Below are 16,367 nucleotides of genomic sequence, written 5' to 3'. Positions count from 1 at the left end.
TGGCGTCTTTGCAAACAGCCTATGCTGTTTTTTCCGGCGCTGTCTTCCCTGATTTTCATCTGAACCGGTCCCGGCTTGACCCCTGGCGCACTGTGTCGTGAAGTGAAGTCTTCTCGGGGGAGGATCTGAACAATGCGCTATTCCATGTCGATCATGGCAAAACCGGTGTTTGCGCTGACGGTCGGCGCGGTGCTCGCGATCTCCACAGCAACCGCTCTGGCCGGAGACGCCGCGGCAAGGCGTATCATCGGTTTTTCTCCGGATGGCACCTATTTCGCCTTCGAGCAATATGGTGAGCTCGATGCCGGCGCCTCGGCTTCCGGTTATTCCGAGATCGATATCATCGACACCCGCACCGATGAGTTCGTTGGCGGCAAGCCGATCCTGATCGTCGACCAGTCCGAGGAGTCGACGCTGACGCTTGAACAGGCGAGGGCGCAGGCGGCCGCGAAGGCAAAACCGATCCTTGCCAAATATGCCATCGCATCGCGCGGCAAGCAGACGGCCTCCGACAAGTTCACCTTTCCGGGCGAGATGGTTGCCTATGCCGACATTTCCCGCCTCGAACAGGTGTCGCAGAAATGGCTTTCGCCGCTCTACGACGAGACCGAGGTTTCGACGATCCAACTGGACGAGATACTGGCCAGCAGCACGACCGATTGTTCAGCGAGTTTCGAAGAAGCGCAGCAAGGCGACCAGGCACCGCAAGGTGACAAGGCACTTCAGGGTGACAGGACAGGCAAGGCGCTCGGCTTCCGGCTCACGCTGCAGGGACAGGATGGCAAGCCGTTCAAGACCCTGCACGAAGACAAGGCCGTGCCGGGCTCGAGGAATTGCCCGACCTCCTACAGCCTGTCGGAATCCTACGAATACACACCTTCCGGCAAACCGGCGGTGATTGTCGTACTCGTGCAGCGCTTCAGCCAGGGCTTTGAAGGGCGCGACCGCCGCTTCATTGCCGTGACCGGGCAGCCTCGCTGAGAGGCCGGTCGATAGCCGTCAAGAGAGGTTCACCGTTTCACGGAAACGGCGACCCTCTCTAACTCTTTGTTTTCACGCAATTCCCAAGGGAAAGCGCTACGCGCTTTTCCCGGGAAAACCGGTTTCCACTTTTCCTGGAATTGCTCTAACAAACAGTATTCATTGGACAAAATGTCGATCGCACTAGATCGGCAGTGCCACCAGCATGAGGCCTACGCCGCCGAAGATCAAAATGGCTGCCGCCAGGGCTTTTCGATGACGTTCGAAAGTCGTCGGAGCCCGCTCCCAATTGTAACGCATACGCTATCTCCCCAAAACCCCGGGAGTCCTTACCTTACTTAGGGGAAGAAATGCAACGGTCCTGCCGGCCAGTTCACTTGCTTGTCATCTAGCGCTGACGACTATTTCTGGGACGATTTCGGACGCGAGCGGGCATTTGAATGCAATTTTCCGACAGGGCAAATCCTGGAAGATGCAAGACCGCACGAGCCGAGACGCCATCTCCCCCGGCCGGCCGATAGACAGCGCCGCACCACCGCGCTATCTCATTTCGGGGTTCTTGCAGGCTTGTTGGGGTTGGTGATGGAAATTGTATCTGGAACAGTTTTGCGGCTGGCGGACGACGCCTCGGTCCAGCATGTCGGCGATGGTGCCGTCGTGCTTCTGGCGCGCAGCGGCCAGCTTTATACCTGCAACGGCACAACCGAAGCCTTTCTCGACAAGGTCGATGGTGCGCGCAGCCTCGATCAGATCGTCGGCCTGCTTTGCGCGGAGTTCGAGGTCGACAAGGATACGCTCGACGAGGACATGGCGGCATTGGCCGCCGATCTGGTCTCGGAAGGCATCCTCGCCGGCCCAGGTGCTTGATGGCTGAGGGTCGCGCTTGATGGCTGACGGTCCGCTCCTGCGTGCCTTGTTTCGCTGCCATCTCTGGGCAAGCGCGCGGCTGATGCCGGCCCTCATTGCCAACCGCAGCTTCGAGGATGTGCTGAAATGGGCCCCGCTCGCCTCCGCCACGCCCTATCGCGGCCTGCCGGCCACCTACATCGTCGCTCGCGTCAACCGCATCGTGCGCCATCCCTGGCTGATGCGCGACCGCAGATGCCTAAGGGAAGGCCTGCTCGGTCATCGTTTCCTGCGCCTCGCCGGCTTCGATCCGGAGCTGCGTTTCGGCGTCGATCCGAAGTCGCTGCAGACGCCACGCGTCTCGGCGCATTGCTGGGTCTGCCTCGACGGCAGGCCGGTGGTCAGTGACAGCCTTCCCGGCATGGTCGAGATCTATCGCCACCATGCCGATGCCTCGAAGGTGCGCTCCGCTTGACCAGGCCTTCCGTATGCTATGGCCTCAACGGCCAAATCTTCGGCATATCGGCCGAACGCCCCGAACTGTGGCAGGATTTCGACAGGATGCTGGGCATCCTGCGCATCGAAGATGCCGTCGAACCTAATTTCCACCTCGATATCACCGAGGCGGATGTCCTGGACGAGGCACCCGGCGGATCGCTTGTCTTCGACGGTGAGATACCGGAGGATGGCTACTGCCGTATGGTCGTGGACGGCGGCACCGTCCATCTCGTCTTTCCCGAACGCCAGACCGTTGCGATCAATGACGAGGAAGGTTGGGCAAAACTGCGGGTTCGCCCCGGCGCGAAAGCGCCCTGGACGCCGTCGATGCTGGTGCTGGACGCCGCACTCGACACCGGCGGCCAGCATATGCTGCACACCGCCGGGCTGACGCTGCCAGGCCACGATGCCGTCGTGCTGATCCATGCGCCGAGCGGCACCGGCAAGACCACGACATCGCTGGCGCTGGCAACGCAAGGTTTTGGTCTCTGCTCCGACGATGCCATGATCCTGGATCTGGCCGCCGACAAGCCGCTGGCCTGGGGGCTGCCGCGCCACGTCAAGATCCACCAGAAGACCGCTGAAATGATCCCGCAAGTGTCGCCATGCCTCGGCCCGTCATGGGACCGCAACGGCGAACAGGCCGTCTCGCTGCAGCGGTTGAGCGAGATCGTCCGCATCGAAAGCCCGACTGCCAGGCCGGTGGCGGCCCTGCTGCACCTCGCGCGGTCCGCAGACAGCGAAACCCGGCTCGTGCCCATGGCCCGGACCGACGCAATGGTGGCGCTGGCGATAGACAATGTCCGCACCGGCATGACCGGCCTGTTGCCGTCGCAGAAGCGCCGGCTGGCGACGATCGGCAGGCTGGTGTCGTCGGTGCCGACTTTCACGCTGGAGGTGGGCGCACGTCCTGCCGACGCGGCTGCGCTGATCATCGCCACATTGACCAAGCAGGACTGAACCGGAGCTTCAGGCTGCGTACGGCCTGGCCTTGGCGAGCCGCTGGATCCAGCGGAAGGCATCGCGGCGCAGGCGCGAGCCGATTTTTTCCCGGGAATTGACCCTGAGCAGCGTATTCGTTGTGATCAGTCGCTTGGCCAGCATTATCGAGAGGTCGGGTTTGATTCGCCCGGCAAGCTCAAGGGCATGCTGTTCGCCGAACAACTGGCCGGTCACATTGAGGACGATCGCCAGTTCGAGCTCGATGCCGGTCATACGGGCGGCATCGAGCAGGCGGGTTTCCGATTCGGCCGATTGCAACGCCCGCACGCCTTGCAGCACGTCGACGCAAAGCTGCAGCCGATGGAACTTGTGGCCGCCGGCGGCATGCACGATGGCAATCGTCAAGAGCGCTGCCGGCGTGTCCGTCGCCTCTCCGTCGATAATGCCCAATTCGCGAAAACCCAGTGACAGGCGCCGCCGCATGCCGGTGTCGTGCACCAGGTCGCCATGCAGTTCGACCAGCAGGCTCGAATTCTCCTTTTCCAGCCATTTGAATTCCTGCAGCTGGTAGGATTCGGCCTCGTTGCTGCCGAGTTCGAAGCCGCATGCCGCAATCACCTGGTTCGCCCGCGCCAGGTTGGCGGGTTCGACGAGGATGTCGATGTCGGTGAACGGCCTGTCGGATACGTTGCGATAAAGCTTTCGCGCGAAGACCGGTCCCTTGACGATTCGCGCCGGAATGCCTTGCGCCGCCATCCCCTTCATGATGCGGTCGCCGTGATATTGCAGAAGCATCGACTGGCCGGTGGCGATCGTTGCCTTGTCGCGCAAATCGTCCAGCTTCTCCCGCAAGCCGGCGTCCGGCGGCAGACGCGCGTCGCCGCGTTCCCCAAGTTTGCGCAGCATGATCGGCAGGATGCCGTGGAATTCGGCATTGTCGAGCAGCGCCGACAGAGCCTTTGCCGACAATTCCTCGCCGATGGCCGCTGCCTCCGGATCGGCGAAGCGCAGCAGCAGTCTTTCTTCGGCGGAGGTGAGGGATGGCAGCATCAACCGGACAAATGTTGCGTGGATTGGCCGGAATGGTTGCAGAAAAGCGTGAACGAAGCCAGCGTCACATGCCCCAGCGCAACGCCGCTGTGTGGACAGGCGCATCCCACCAGCCGGTCATCTCGTCATCCAGCATGGTCAGCGTGATCGAGCAGCCGGCCATGTCGAGCGAGGTGACGTAGCTGCCGACCAGCGAGCGGGTAATCGTCACGCCGCGCTTCTCGAAAATCTTTCGCGCACTGTTGTACATCAGATAGAGTTCCATCAGCGGCGTGCCGCCGAAGCCGTTGACGAACAGCAGCGCCGGGCCTTTCGCCCTGTCGCCGAGATCGCCCAGGATCGAGGCGCAGATTTCCTCGGCGATCGCGTCAGCGCTCTTCAACGTGTCACGGCGGCGGCCGGGTTCGCCATGGATGCCGACGCCGAACTCCATCTCGCCGTCACCGATGTCGAAGGTCGGCTTGCCGGCGGCCGGCACGGTGCCACTGGTCAGCGCCACGCCCATCGAGCGGGTGGCGGCGTTGACGCGGTCGCCCAGCACCTTCAACGGCTTCAGCGCCAGGCCATGCTCGGCCGCCGCGCCGACGATCTTTTCCACCACCAGCGTGCCGGCGACGCCACGCCGGCCGGTCGTATAGGACGAATTCTCGACGGCGACGTCGTCATTGGTCACCACCTGCAGGATGCCATCAGACATTTCCGCCGCCATGTCGAAGTTCATCACGTCGCCCTCGTAATTCTTGACGATGAACAGGCAGCCGGCGCCGCTGTCGACGGCCTGCGCCGCCGCCAGCATCTGGTCCGGCGTCGGCGAAGTGAACACCTGGCCGGGGCAGGCCGCGTCCAGCATGCCATGGCCGACAAAGCCGCCATGCAGCGGCTCGTGGCCCGAGCCGCCGCCGGAGATCAGTGCCACCTTGCCCGGCCGCAAGGTCCTGCGGCGGATGAATTTATGCTCCTCGCCAAGCACAAGGATGTCGGCATGGGCGGCGACGAAACCGTCGAGGCTCTCGGTCAGCACCGTGTCCACGGCGTTCATAAATTTCTTCATGGCGTCCTCCCAAACAGCCCGGCAAGAAATGGTCAGCTGCCACCCTTGCCGGCGATGCTGGTGATCTTCTGGATGAATTCGTTGATCGCCCGGTCGAGCGCCGCATTCTGCTTGTCGTCGCCGAAATCGGGCACGACAAGCGACACATGCCGCGTCTTGCGCATGCCTGCCGCGATCGACATTTTTCCCGGATGCGCCTGATGGTAGGCGGCGAGGAACTGATCCCGCTCGGCCGGGCTGAAATGGCAGACAGAAAAGATCGAAGGCAGATGCTTTGACGGGATAGGGATCGTATAGGCCGGGCTCGAGATCTGCGTCACGAAACTGCGGTGCTTGCCAAGCGCATCGGCGAGGCGCTGGCGCATGCCGGACGGGCGCTGGTCGATGACCTGAGACAGGATCGTCTTGTAGGCGCGGATCGCCTCTTCGGAACCGGGTTCGGGTTTGATGTCGACCATGCCAGCCTACACCGAAACATCAGCGATGGCCGCCTTGGCCATGGCGAGTTGCGCCGGCGCGACGGAAAGATCGCGCAAACCGGCTTCGAGCAGCGCCGGTATCGCGGCCGGATCGCCACCGGCATCGCCGCACAGGCTGACAGGAATGCCGGTTTCCCGTCCAAAGGCCGTGACCGAGCCGATCAGCCGCAGCACGGCGGGATGGCGGACCGAATTGAGGTGGGCGACCGCGGCGTTGTCTCGCGCGGCCGCCATCACATATTGCGTCAGGTCGTTGGAGCCGATCGAGAAGAAGGCGACGCCGGTGAATGCCTCCGGCGCGATGGCGACTGAAGGCACCTCGACCATGATGCCCAGCGGCGGCATCTTCTGCGCGACGCCGCGCGCTGCAAGCGCCGCCTGTTCCTCCACAAACAATGCGGTTGAGCGTTCATACTCCTCTGCAACGGCGATCATTGGAAACATGACCTTGAGATTGCCGTGTGGCGCGGCGCGCAGCAATGCCCGGATCTGTACGCGAAAAATGTCGAGCCGCGCCAGCGACAGCCTGATTCCGCGCAGGCCAAGGAACGGATTGCTTTCCTCAGTGGTGAAGCCCGGCACCGGCTTGTCGCCGCCGGCATCGACGGTGCGGATCGTCACCGGTTTCTCCCCGGCCCATTCGAGCACCTTGCGATAGGCGCGATACTGCGTCTCCTCATCCGGCAATGTCTTGCCGAACAGGAATTCGGTGCGCATCAGTCCGACACCGTCGCAGGTGGCGATGTCGATGCTGTCGACGTCCGACGGGTCGGCAATGTTGACCTGCACGCGCACCGCCGTGCCGGCCTTGGTCACCGCCGGCCGCGCCAGAAAAGTTCGCGCCTTGCCCTGGCGGGCTGCGAAAGAAGAGGACGACTGCCGGAACGAACCGATCTCTGCCGGCGAGGGCGCTAGCACGATACTGCCGTGCTCGGCGTCGAGCAGCGCAACGCCTGCGAGATCGGCAGGCGGTTCGCGCAGACCCACGACCATCGGCACGCCACGCGAGCGCGCCAGCATGGCGACATGGCTGGCCGTGCTACCCGCCTTCAGCGCGATGCCGCCGCCATTGCTCCAGTCGGTTTCGAGAAAGCGCGTCGGTGCGATGTCCTCGCCGCAGAGAATGGCACCGGCAGGCGCTGTGCTGCCACCGTCCTCGGTCAGGGCGCGCAGCACCTGGTCCCTGATGTCGCGCAAATCCGTGGCGCGGGCGCGGAAATAGTCCTGGTCCGAGGCCTCGTAGCCGGCGATCTCGGCATCGAGTGCCTGCCGCCAGGCCACGTCGGCGGTCCGCCCGGAAGCGATCGACGCGAAGGCCGGGCCGCTCAGCGCGTCGTCTTCCAACATGGCGATGTGGAATTCGAGGATGCCGGCGGCGTCGCTGTCGGCGGTTTCGACCATTGCCGAAAGCCGGTTCACGGCCTTGCCGATCGCGGCTTCCAGCGATGTCTTCTCTTCCGCTGATGTGGCTTTACCTGCATAGACGGCCGACGGCCGGTCGAGGTCGAACAGCGGTCCCTCGGCATAGCCGGCCGAGGCCGGAACACCCTCAATCCGCATGGCCCGCATTCCTTGCGGGCCGGCGAAGAAGCGCGCCAGCGTCAAGCTGAGCGGACATGACCGGCGTCCTCGTCGAAATCGCGCTGCACCAGATCGATCAGCGCGCTGACGGCGTCCTCGGCGCCGTCGCCGCTGGCCCTGATGTGCAGCACCGTACCTTTCGGCGCCTTGGCCGCCATCACCTTGACGATGCTCTTGGCGTCGAACCATGGCCCGTTGGCGGCAAGCGCGATTTCCACGTCGGCGGCAAAGGTCTTGGCCAGCTTGGTGAACTTCACCGAAGGACGCGCATGCAGGCCCACATCGTGGGTGATCAGGACGGTCGCTTCGGCGGCTGCGGACATTTCAGAAATCCCGTTCACTCACGACGGCGACAATTCGTGCGCCGTCGCCACGACTTCCCTGAGCGAGGCGCCGCCGGATGCCTCGGTCGCGGCCATCACCGCGCCCTCGACGATCGGCGCGTTGCAGACGATGATCTTCTGCGAACGCGGCTCGCCGATCATCTCCACCGCCATTTCCGAATTGGTCTCGGCGCCGCCGAGATCGACAAGGATGGCGACACCGGCTTCCGACCAGGCCTTGTCGATGGCGCCCATGATCGCCTCGACATTGGTGCCGAGCCCGCCATGGCCGTTTCCGCCGCACCATGCAAGCGGCACTTCGTCGCCCACCATCTGGCGTACCATGTCGGCCGTGCCCTCCGCGACCAGCGGCGAATGCGACACGATCACGATCCCGACATTGCTCATGCGTCGTCTCCGATCGCTTGGCCCAGCGTGCGCACCAGCAGTGCGGTCGAGCGCGCGCCGGCATCCATATGGCCGATCGAGCGGTCGCCAAGGAACGAGGCACGGCCACGCAGTGCCTTCATCGGCACGGTCGCCTCTGCGGCTGCGTCGGCGACGTCGGCGATTTCCGTCGCCGTCTTTCCGCCGGCGAGCGCGTCATGCACCGGCTGCAACACATCGAGCATTGTCTTCTGTCCAACTTGCGATTTGCCGCGCGCGGCCACCGCTTCGATCGCTTTGCCGAAGGCGGCCGTCAAATTGGCACGATCGGGGTTCGCCGAAATCTCCTTGCCGAGCGCTAGGAACAGGGTGCCGAATAGCGGGCCGGATGCGCCGCCCACCGTCATCACCAGCTTGGTGCCGATCGCCTTCAGGGCGTCGGGCAGCGGCTTTGCCGCGAACGCATCGGCCTCGGCCCGCACGGCCTCGAAGCCGCGCTTCATGTTCAGCCCATGGTCGCCGTCGCCGATCGCCTGGTCGAGCGCCGTCAATTCCTCGGCGTGAGCAGCAATCGTGTCGGCGGCGGCCGCGATCAGCCGGGCAAGGTTCAATGCCGCCATGTCGCCCAAAGTCCCGGTTTCCACCTTGCCGGCAGTAGCGAAAGAATGGTCACTCGACAACTGGTGCATGCGTCAGGCCGACACAAGCAGCGTGGCGGCGGCCGCGAACACCTCGGCCACCGCATGGGCGCCGGGGTCGACCACGCCCTGCAATTTCGTGCCGACATAGGCGGACCGACCGGCCTTCGCCTTCTCCATGGCAGCCGTGGCCTCGGCACCGCGCCGGGCGGCCGCCGCTGCTTCTTCCAGCCCGTTGGCGTCGAGCGCTTTCAGGGCTGGCTCCAGCGCATCGACCATCGTCCGATCGCCAATTTTTGCGCCGCCATAGAAAGTCATCCGGTCGAGCCCGGCGAGCAGCGCCTTGGCCACATCAGCGCCGCCATCCAGGGCTTGCGCTGCCGCCGTGAAGAAGATCGACAGCAGCACCCCGCTGGAGCCGCCCATCGACGCGCTCAATATATCGCCTATTGCGCCAAGCGTCGCCGCGGGGTTGGCCAGCGGCAGCGTGTCGAGCCGCTCAAGAATGCTGCGCGCGCCGGTTGCCACCGTCGAGCCGGTGTCGCCGTCGCCTGCCTTGGCGTCGAGCCCGTTCAACGTCGCTTCGAGTGAAATCAGCTTCTCGCAGACCGTGACGACCAAGCGCCTGGTGCCGGCATCCTGGCTGGGCTTGTGTGCCGCACCTTGTCCGGCTGCTTTATCGATCGGCACGATAGCAGGCGCCGCGACCGGCTTTGCCGGCATCCAGGCGTGTGGGCCGACCGGCGCCAGCAAGGCCGCCTCACGCGCGGCATCCAGCCGGATCAGTGACAGCGAGAAGCCGTTCATGTTGAGTGCCGTCATCAGCGGGCCGGGGCCGATCGCCAGCTTGACGGTATTGGCCAGCGGCGAGGCCAGTACCGCATTGGCAACCAGCGACATTTCGAGCGGCGGCACCGCGCCGAGATTGTTGATCAGCAAAGCATGGCTGGCTTTCGGATCGAGCCGCGCCGCCAGGCGCTCCGCCATGATCGCCACCAGCCTGTCGGCGCTTTGCACCGCGATGCGTTCGACGCCAGGCTCGCCGTGGATGCCAAGGCCAAGCTCGCCATCATTTTCGCCGAACCTGTCCTCGTGCGGCTGGCCGGGGATCGAGCAGGACGACAGCGACATGCCGAGCGAAACAATGTCCTTTGCCGCTGCCCGCGCCGCCACTGCGATGTCGGCCAGGTCGTGGCCAGCCTCCGACAGATGGCCTGATATCTTGTGCACGAACAGGGTGCCGGCCACGCCGCGCGGCTGGGCAATGTCGGGCAGCGCGATGTCGTCGGCAACGATCACCATCTCGACGCGGAACCCTTCGGCGCGCGCCTTCTCGGCCGCCAGGCCGAAATTGAGGCGGTCGCCGGTATAATTCTTGACGATCAGCAGGCAGCCGGCCGGTCCGGTGACCGCGCGAACGGCCGCCAGCACGGCTTCGACACTCGGCGAGGCAAAGATCTCGCCCGACACCGCCGCCGTCAGCATGCCCTTGCCGACAAAGCCGGCATGCGAAGGCTCGTGCCCGGCGCCGCCGCCGGAGACGACGCTGACCTTCGTCTTGTCCCAATCGGCGCGCAGCACGACCTTGATTTCGGGATAGCCGTCGAGGCGTGCGAGGTCGCCCGAGCCAATGGTGCGCAACAGGCCGTCCAGCGCCTCGGTGACGATCGTTTCCCTGCGATTGAAAAAGTGCTTCATCGAATTCGTCCCGTATTCGCGATCGTCAACCAAAAGCGGTGTTGCCCCTTGGGCGGAAAGCACCGAAACCATTCACATCAGTCGTTGTCCGTCAGCGCCGAAATAGAGCGGCGAGCGGTAGCGGATCACCACTCTGTCGCCTTGCGCCAGATCGGTGTCAGGATCGGTCAGCGTCACCAGCTTCTTCGGCCCCACCGTCACATGCAGGTGGTTCTGGTCGCCGAGATGCTCGACCCAGTCGACGACGCCGTCGGCATGGCCATTGCTGGCTTTCTCGATCGCCAGATGTTCGGTGCGCGCGCCGATCGTCTTGGTGCCGGTCGGTGCGCCGGCATCGGGCAGCAGTCCGGTTGGCAGAAGGTTGATCGCCGGCTGGCCGAGCCTTGCCGCGACATGCAGATTTGCCGGTTCGGAATAGATCGTCCTGGGTGAGCCGATTTGCACCAGCACGCCATCGGCGAGGATGCCGATACGGTCGGCCATGGTCATCGCCTCGATCTGGTCATGCGTGACGTAAAGCATGGTGGCGCCAAGCTCTGTCTGGATGCGCTTCAGTTCGAGCCGCAGATCCGCCCGCAGCTTGGCATCGAGCGACGACAGCGGTTCGTCCATCAGGTAGATCGAAGGCTTGCGCACCAACGCCCGGCCGATGGCGACGCGCTGCATTTCGCCGCCGGAAAGCTTGGTCGAGCGGTTGGCGAGCTTGTGATGGATGCGCACCATCTTCGCCACCTCCTCGACGCGCCGGCGGATCTGGTCTTCCGGTATTTTCCGCGCCGGCGAGCGCAGCGGGAAGGCAAGATTGTCGAACACCGACAGATGCGGATAGAGCGAATACTGCTGGAACACGAAAGCGGTGTCGCGCTCGGCCGGCGACAGCGTCGTCGCGTTGTGGCCGCCGATCTCGATCGTGCCGCTGTCCGGCCGTTCCAGCCCGGCGATCAGCCGCAGCGTCGTCGTCTTGCCGGCGCCGGTCGGCCCGAGCAGCACGACGAACTCGCCGTCGGCGATGTGCAGGTCGAGACCGTTGACGGCGACCTGCTCGCCAAAACTCTTGGTCACGTTCTTGATGTGCACGTCAGCCATGCTGCGCTCTCCCCTGAGAGGCGGTATCGTGGACGGCGGTTCTCACCGCGCGGCCGGACCCCTTGTCGAACAGCGAAAGTCGCGCGCTGTTCAAGGCCAGGCCGACATGGTCGCCGGCATTGAGCCGGATTTCGGCCGGGACGCGCGCCTTGATGATGCCGTCCGCCGTCTCCACAGCGACGATCTGCGTGGTGCCGAGATATTCGGTGCCGTAGATGGCGCCGCGCAGCTTGGAAGCGTCGTCGAAGCGAATGTGTTCCGGCCGGATGCCGAGCGCCATGTCTGCTGGCGCGATATCCTCGCGCACCTCCGGCACCGCGACTTTCGCGCCCTGGACGACGATCTCCTTCGCGCCCTTGGTGAGCCCGCCGCCGAAGCTCAGAAAATTCATTGGCGGCGAGCCGATGAAGTCGGCGACGAACATCGTTGCGGGACGGTCATAGATCTCGCGGGGCGTGCCGAACTGTTCGATGACGCCATGGTTCATGACAGCGATCTTGTCGGCCATCGACATCGCTTCCATCTGGTCATGCGTGACATAGACCGTGGTGGCGTGGATGCGGTTGTGCAGTTCGCGCAGCTCATGGACCATCAGGTCGCGGAATTCCGTGTCGAGCGTGCCGAGCGGCTCGTCCATCAGGAAGCATTTTGGCCGTCGCACGATGGCGCGGCCGAGCGCCACCCGCTGGCGGTCGCCGCCGGCGAGACCGGAAACGGATTTGTTGAGCAGATGGTCGATGCGCAGGAGTTTCGCCGTCTCTTCGACGCGGGTGCGGATTTCGGCCGAAGGCATGCCTTGCGCCAAAAGGGGAAAGCCGATGTTCTTGCGCACATTCATATGCGGATAGAGCGCGAAGAGCTGGAAGACGAAGGCGATGTCGCGCTCGCGTGCCCGCAGCATGGTGACGTCGTCGCCGCCGAGCAGGATCTCGCCGCCCGTCGGCAGCTCGAGCCCGGCGATCATGCGCAGCGTCGTCGTCTTGCCGCAGCCCGATGGGCCGAGCATGACGAAGAACTCGCCGTCCTCGACGACGAAGTTGGAATCCTGCACGGCGACGAAATCGCCGAAGGCCTTTCTCAGGTGCTGAACGCGGATTTCGGCCATGTCTATTCCGGGAATTTCGAGACGATGATGAACATCACGGTGCCGGCAAGCATGGTGATGAAGGAGTAGGTGTAGAGCGACAGCGCGAAGGGTTGGAACAGCATCAGGAAGCCGATGGCGATCAGCGCCGTCGCGATGTTTTCCATCAGGCCGCGCCTGGCCCAGACCGGCCAGCGCGATTTGCGTTTCACGGGCTTGGTCATGCTCATTTGCGCACCGCACCGAAGGTGATGCCGCGCAGCAATTGCTTGCGAAGCAGGATGGTGAAAACCAGGATCGGCACCAGGAAGATCGTCGTGCCGGCCGCAACCGCCGGCCAATCCTGGCCGCCTTCGCCGATAATGGTCGGGATGAACGGTGGCGCCGTCTGCGCCGTGCCCGAGGTCAGGAGCGCCGCGAAAGCATACTCGTTCCAGGCGAAGATCAGGCAGAAGATGGCGGTCGCGGCTATGCCGGTCGTCGCTTGCGGCAGGACGGTGCGCCAGAACGCCTGCAGCCGCGTATAGCCGTCGATCATCGCCGCTTCTTCATATTCGCGCGGGATCTCGTCGATGAAGCCCTTCAGCAGCCACACCGCCAGCGACACGTTGACCGCCGTGTAGAGCAGGATCATGCCGAGCGCGGTGTCCGAGAGGCCAAGCTCGCGGTACATCAGGTAGATAGGAATGGCGACCGCGATCGGCGGCATGAAGCGCGTCGACAGGATGAAGAACAGCAGGTCGTCGGCGAGCGGCACCTTGAAGCGCGAGAAACCATAAGCCGACAGCGTGCCGAGGAAGACCGCGCAGAAGGTCGAGCCGAAGGCGATGATCAGCGAGTTGACAAAGCGCGGCAGGAAGTTGGACGGGCCGGCGATCACCATGTTGCGCTTGCGCGTGGTTTCGTCGCAGAAGCCGGTCGCCGGTCCTAGCGAGTTGATGTATTCCGGCGTTTGCCGCGTCCGCGTCGTGAACAAATTGCAATAGCCTTCGAGGCTCGGCTGGAACAGCAGCTTCGGCGGATAGGCGATCGAGTCCGGCGGCGTCTTGAAGCTGGTGGCGAAGATCCACAAAAGCGGCACGATCGAGATCAGCGCATAGGCGATGATGATCGCGCCGGCGATGCGCTTCGAGTTGGTCGAGGGGGCGACGACCGAATGGGCTGTGGTCAGGCTCATCTCTGCTTCACCTTGTTGAGCGCCTTGACGTAGATGTTGGCGAGACCGAACACCGCGACGAACAGGATGATGGCGAAGGCCGAGGAATAGCCGGTGCGCCAGCTCTCGAACGCCTGCCGCTTCAGCGTGATCGAGGCGACCTCTGTGGTCGAGCCCGGGCCGCCGCCGGTCAGCAGGTTGACCATGTCGAACATCTTGAAGTTCTCGATGCCGCGAAACAGCACCGCCAGCATGATGAAGGGCAGCGCCATCGGCAGGGTGATCGACCAGAACTGCCGCCAGTTGGAGGCGCGGTCGACCTCGGCCGCCTCATAGATGTATTCGGGGATCGAGCGCAGTCCGGCCAGGCAGATCAGCATCACGTAAGGTGTCCACATCCAGGTGTCGACGATGATGATCGACCACGGCGCCAGCGACACGTTGGACAGCATCTGGATGCTTGTCGGTGGAATGCCGCTGACGAACGAGATGACATAAGAGAACAGGCCGATCTGCGGCTCATAGAGGAAGCGCCAGAAATTGCCGACCACCGCCGGCGACAGCATCATCGGCACCAGGATCAGCGTCGTCCAGAAGGCGTGGCCGCGGAACTTCCGGTCGATCAGCCAGGCCAGCGTGAAGCCGATCAGCGTCTGCAGCAGGATGGTCCAGAACACGAAATGCGCCGTCGTCTGCATGGCGATCCAGATGTCCTGGTCGCCGAGAATGCGCTGGTAGTTGGCAAAGCCGAGATTCTTCACCACTTCGTTCGGCCGGTTGGCCCGGTAATTCGTGAACGACAGATAGATCGCCCAGAACAGCGGGAAGATGTTGATGGCCAGCAGCAATAGGATCGTCGGCGAGATGAACAGCCAGGCGAGGCCCTTGTCGCTAATGCCCCGGACCTTGCGGGCCAACGGTTCCGGGGTCGCCCGGGCAACGTTCTCCGCAGTCCGATTGAGCATGGTAAGTCCTGCTTCGGTCACTTGGGTCGTCTCTGTCATGGAATTTATCTGAACTGCGTCCCGTGCCAAGGGTGGCACGGGACGCTCTGGGTCCTAGCTCGGGAGGAGCCGGTTACATCTTGCCGTCATCCTGGAACACCTGGGTCCAGTCCTTGACCAGGCCGTCGAGCGCATCCTTGGCAGAGCCCTGGCCGGCGACGACATAGTCATGGAAGCGCTTCTGCGACGCCTGCAGCAGCGGCGCGTAGCTTGGCTCGGCCCAGAAGTCCTTCACGATGGCCATCGAGTCGAGGAAGGTCTGCGCGTAGGGCTGGCTGGCCGGGAACTTCGGATCCTTCACCACTGCGTTGAGGCAGGAGTAACCGCCGAGCGACCACCACTTGGCCTGCACGTCCTTGTTGGCGAACCACTTGATGTATTTCAGCGCCGATTCCTGCTTGTCGGAATAGGACACCACCGAAATACCCTGGCCGCCGAGCTGCGCGAACTGGGCGCCGCCGGGACCCTTGGGATTGACGAAGTAGCCAATCTTGTCGCCGCCGACATTCTCGTCCTTCTGCAGGCCTGGCCAGGTGAAGGCGAAGTTCATGTGCATCGCCACCTGACCGGATTTGAAGGCATCGACGCCTTCACCCATGTAGCTGTTCGATGCGCCCGGAGGGGTGCAGCAATCATAGAGCGACTTGTAGAATTCCAGGCCTTTGACCGAGTCGGCCGAATTGACGAAGCCTTCCATCTCGTAGGGCTTCTTCGGGTTCTCGTACTGGAAGCCGTAGCTGTAGAGCACGTCCATGGCGCCCATGGTGATGCCTTCCGAGCCACGCTCGGTGTAGATCGAGGCGCCGTAGACGGTCTTGCCGTCGATCTGCCGCTTCTGGAAGAATTCGGCGACCTGCTTCAGCTGGTCGAAGGTCGTCGGCGGGCCGAGATCCCAGCCGTACTTTTCCTTGAATTCCTTCTGCAGCTCCGGCTTGGAGAACCAGTCCTTGCGGTAGGTCCAGCCGACGACGTCGCCCATGGCCGGCAGTGCCCAGTAGTTGGGCGTGTTCTTCGGCCATTCCRAATAGCCCACCACGGTCGCCGGCACGAAGTCGTCCATGCTGATCTTCTCCTTGTCGAAGAAGTCGTTCAGCTTGACGTAGTGGCCGTTCTCGGCCGCGCCGCCGATCCACTGGCTGTCGCCGATGATCAGGTCGCACAATTTGCCGTGCGAATTCAGCTCGTTGAGGAAGCGATCGGCATAGTTGGTCCACGGCACGAATTCGAATTTCATGCCGATGCCGGTTTCCTTGGTAAAATCCTTGGACAGTTCGACAAGCGCGTTGGCCGGGTCCCAAGCAGCCCAGCACAGTGTCAGGTCTTCAGCGTGCGCGGCGTTCGAGACAGCTGTCGACGCAACCACTGCCGAGGCCAGTCCCAACGCCATTTTCAAGCTCGATTTCATGCCTTCCTCCCATTTGCGAAACGCGCCCGGATGACGGTTTCAAGAGCCCTCAACCTCTCTCCTCAGAGGCCCAAACATGGCGGCGCCAGAGCGCGGCAGATGTTTAGTAATTTGTTTAGTGATGCAATTTTTACTAAACAACGCAAGCGAATTCGTTG

18 protein-coding genes are annotated in these 16,367 nt (G+C 63.4%); 4 read left to right on the top strand and 14 right to left on the bottom strand.

From position 1 onward, the window contains the following. The first annotated feature begins 132 nt into the window (after positions 1-132). The 4 genes from AC1DX4_RS00290 (at position 133) to AC1DX4_RS00275 (ending at position 3,285) form a co-directional block, all read left to right on the top strand. Positions 133-981 (top strand): DUF2259 domain-containing protein, encoded by an 849-nt coding sequence (locus tag AC1DX4_RS00290; protein WP_477218419.1) that lies wholly within the window; start codon positions 133-135, stop codon positions 979-981. Positions 982-1,563: 582 nt separating this feature from the next. Further along, complete coding sequence (locus tag AC1DX4_RS00285) at positions 1,564-1,848, top strand: PqqD family protein (protein ID WP_477218418.1); 285 nt, start codon at positions 1,564-1,566, stop codon at positions 1,846-1,848. Between the two features lie 19 nt (positions 1,849-1,867). Beyond that, positions 1,868-2,302: a lasso peptide biosynthesis B2 protein gene (locus tag AC1DX4_RS00280; protein WP_477218417.1), complete on the top strand. Its 435-nt coding sequence runs from the start codon at positions 1,868-1,870 to the stop codon at positions 2,300-2,302. Then, the gene (locus AC1DX4_RS00275) at positions 2,299-3,285 is read left to right on the top strand and encodes a serine kinase (protein ID WP_477218416.1); all 987 of its coding nucleotides are present in this window, start codon (positions 2,299-2,301) and stop codon (positions 3,283-3,285) included. The genes AC1DX4_RS00280 and AC1DX4_RS00275 overlap by 4 nt, the downstream gene beginning before the upstream one ends. A gap of 9 nt (positions 3,286-3,294) precedes the next feature. Here the strand turns inward: AC1DX4_RS00275 and AC1DX4_RS00270 are convergent, their stop codons facing one another. The 14 genes from AC1DX4_RS00270 to AC1DX4_RS00205 all read right to left on the bottom strand — a co-directional run bounded on the left by AC1DX4_RS00270 (position 3,295) and on the right by AC1DX4_RS00205 (position 16,209). Then, a complete protein-coding gene (locus tag AC1DX4_RS00270; protein ID WP_477218415.1) occupies positions 3,295-4,317 on the bottom strand; it encodes a nucleotidyltransferase family protein in 1,023 nt (340 codons plus the stop codon). Positions 4,318-4,381: 64 nt separating this feature from the next. Continuing rightward, the gene (dhaK, locus tag AC1DX4_RS00265; protein ID WP_477218414.1) at positions 4,382-5,368 is read right to left on the bottom strand and encodes a dihydroxyacetone kinase subunit DhaK; all 987 of its coding nucleotides are present in this window, start codon (positions 5,366-5,368) and stop codon (positions 4,382-4,384) included. Between the two features lie 32 nt (positions 5,369-5,400). Next, positions 5,401-5,826: a hypothetical protein gene (locus AC1DX4_RS00260; protein ID WP_477218413.1), complete on the bottom strand. Its 426-nt coding sequence runs from the start codon at positions 5,824-5,826 to the stop codon at positions 5,401-5,403. Between the two features lie 6 nt (positions 5,827-5,832). Beyond that, a complete protein-coding gene (ptsP, locus tag AC1DX4_RS00255) occupies positions 5,833-7,407 on the bottom strand; it encodes a phosphoenolpyruvate--protein phosphotransferase (protein ID WP_477218412.1) in 1,575 nt (524 codons plus the stop codon). 41 nt (positions 7,408-7,448) lie between these two features. Next, complete coding sequence (locus AC1DX4_RS00250) at positions 7,449-7,751, bottom strand: HPr family phosphocarrier protein (RefSeq protein ID WP_477218411.1); 303 nt, start codon at positions 7,749-7,751, stop codon at positions 7,449-7,451. An 18-nt stretch (positions 7,752-7,769) separates the two neighbouring features. Next, a complete protein-coding gene (gene dhaM / locus AC1DX4_RS00245; RefSeq protein ID WP_127380390.1) occupies positions 7,770-8,159 on the bottom strand; it encodes a dihydroxyacetone kinase phosphoryl donor subunit DhaM in 390 nt (129 codons plus the stop codon). Further along, positions 8,156-8,758, bottom strand: coding sequence for a dihydroxyacetone kinase subunit DhaL (gene dhaL / locus AC1DX4_RS00240; protein ID WP_477219083.1), 603 nt, complete (start codon positions 8,756-8,758; stop codon positions 8,156-8,158). Before dhaL ends, dhaM begins: the two co-directional genes overlap by 4 nt. Positions 8,759-8,830: 72 nt before the next feature. Beyond that, positions 8,831-10,474 (bottom strand): dihydroxyacetone kinase subunit DhaK, encoded by a 1,644-nt coding sequence (locus tag AC1DX4_RS00235; protein ID WP_477218410.1) that lies wholly within the window; start codon positions 10,472-10,474, stop codon positions 8,831-8,833. Between the two features lie 72 nt (positions 10,475-10,546). Further along, the gene (locus AC1DX4_RS00230) at positions 10,547-11,560 is read right to left on the bottom strand and encodes an ABC transporter ATP-binding protein (RefSeq protein WP_477218409.1); all 1,014 of its coding nucleotides are present in this window, start codon (positions 11,558-11,560) and stop codon (positions 10,547-10,549) included. Further along, a complete protein-coding gene (locus AC1DX4_RS00225) occupies positions 11,553-12,665 on the bottom strand; it encodes an ABC transporter ATP-binding protein (protein ID WP_477218408.1) in 1,113 nt (370 codons plus the stop codon). The genes AC1DX4_RS00230 and AC1DX4_RS00225 overlap by 8 nt, the downstream gene beginning before the upstream one ends. Before the next feature lie 2 nt (positions 12,666-12,667). Continuing rightward, positions 12,668-12,874, bottom strand: coding sequence for a hypothetical protein (locus AC1DX4_RS00220; protein ID WP_081850242.1), 207 nt, complete (start codon positions 12,872-12,874; stop codon positions 12,668-12,670). Continuing rightward, positions 12,871-13,821: a carbohydrate ABC transporter permease gene (locus AC1DX4_RS00215; RefSeq protein ID WP_477218407.1), complete on the bottom strand. Its 951-nt coding sequence runs from the start codon at positions 13,819-13,821 to the stop codon at positions 12,871-12,873. The genes AC1DX4_RS00220 and AC1DX4_RS00215 overlap by 4 nt, the downstream gene beginning before the upstream one ends. Then, a complete protein-coding gene (locus AC1DX4_RS00210) occupies positions 13,818-14,765 on the bottom strand; it encodes a carbohydrate ABC transporter permease (RefSeq protein ID WP_027040434.1) in 948 nt (315 codons plus the stop codon). The genes AC1DX4_RS00215 and AC1DX4_RS00210 overlap by 4 nt, the downstream gene beginning before the upstream one ends. A gap of 112 nt (positions 14,766-14,877) precedes the next feature. Continuing rightward, on the bottom strand, positions 14,878-16,209 hold the full coding sequence (locus tag AC1DX4_RS00205; protein WP_477218406.1) for an ABC transporter substrate-binding protein: 1,332 nt from the start codon (positions 16,207-16,209) through the stop codon (positions 14,878-14,880). Between the last annotated feature and the right edge of the window lie 158 nt (positions 16,210-16,367).

This window comes from Mesorhizobium sp. P3_A8 (assembly GCF_056402995.1).
The sequence above is the reverse complement of the archived record's forward strand: the minus strand, read 5'-3'. Positions and strand labels throughout refer to the sequence as shown.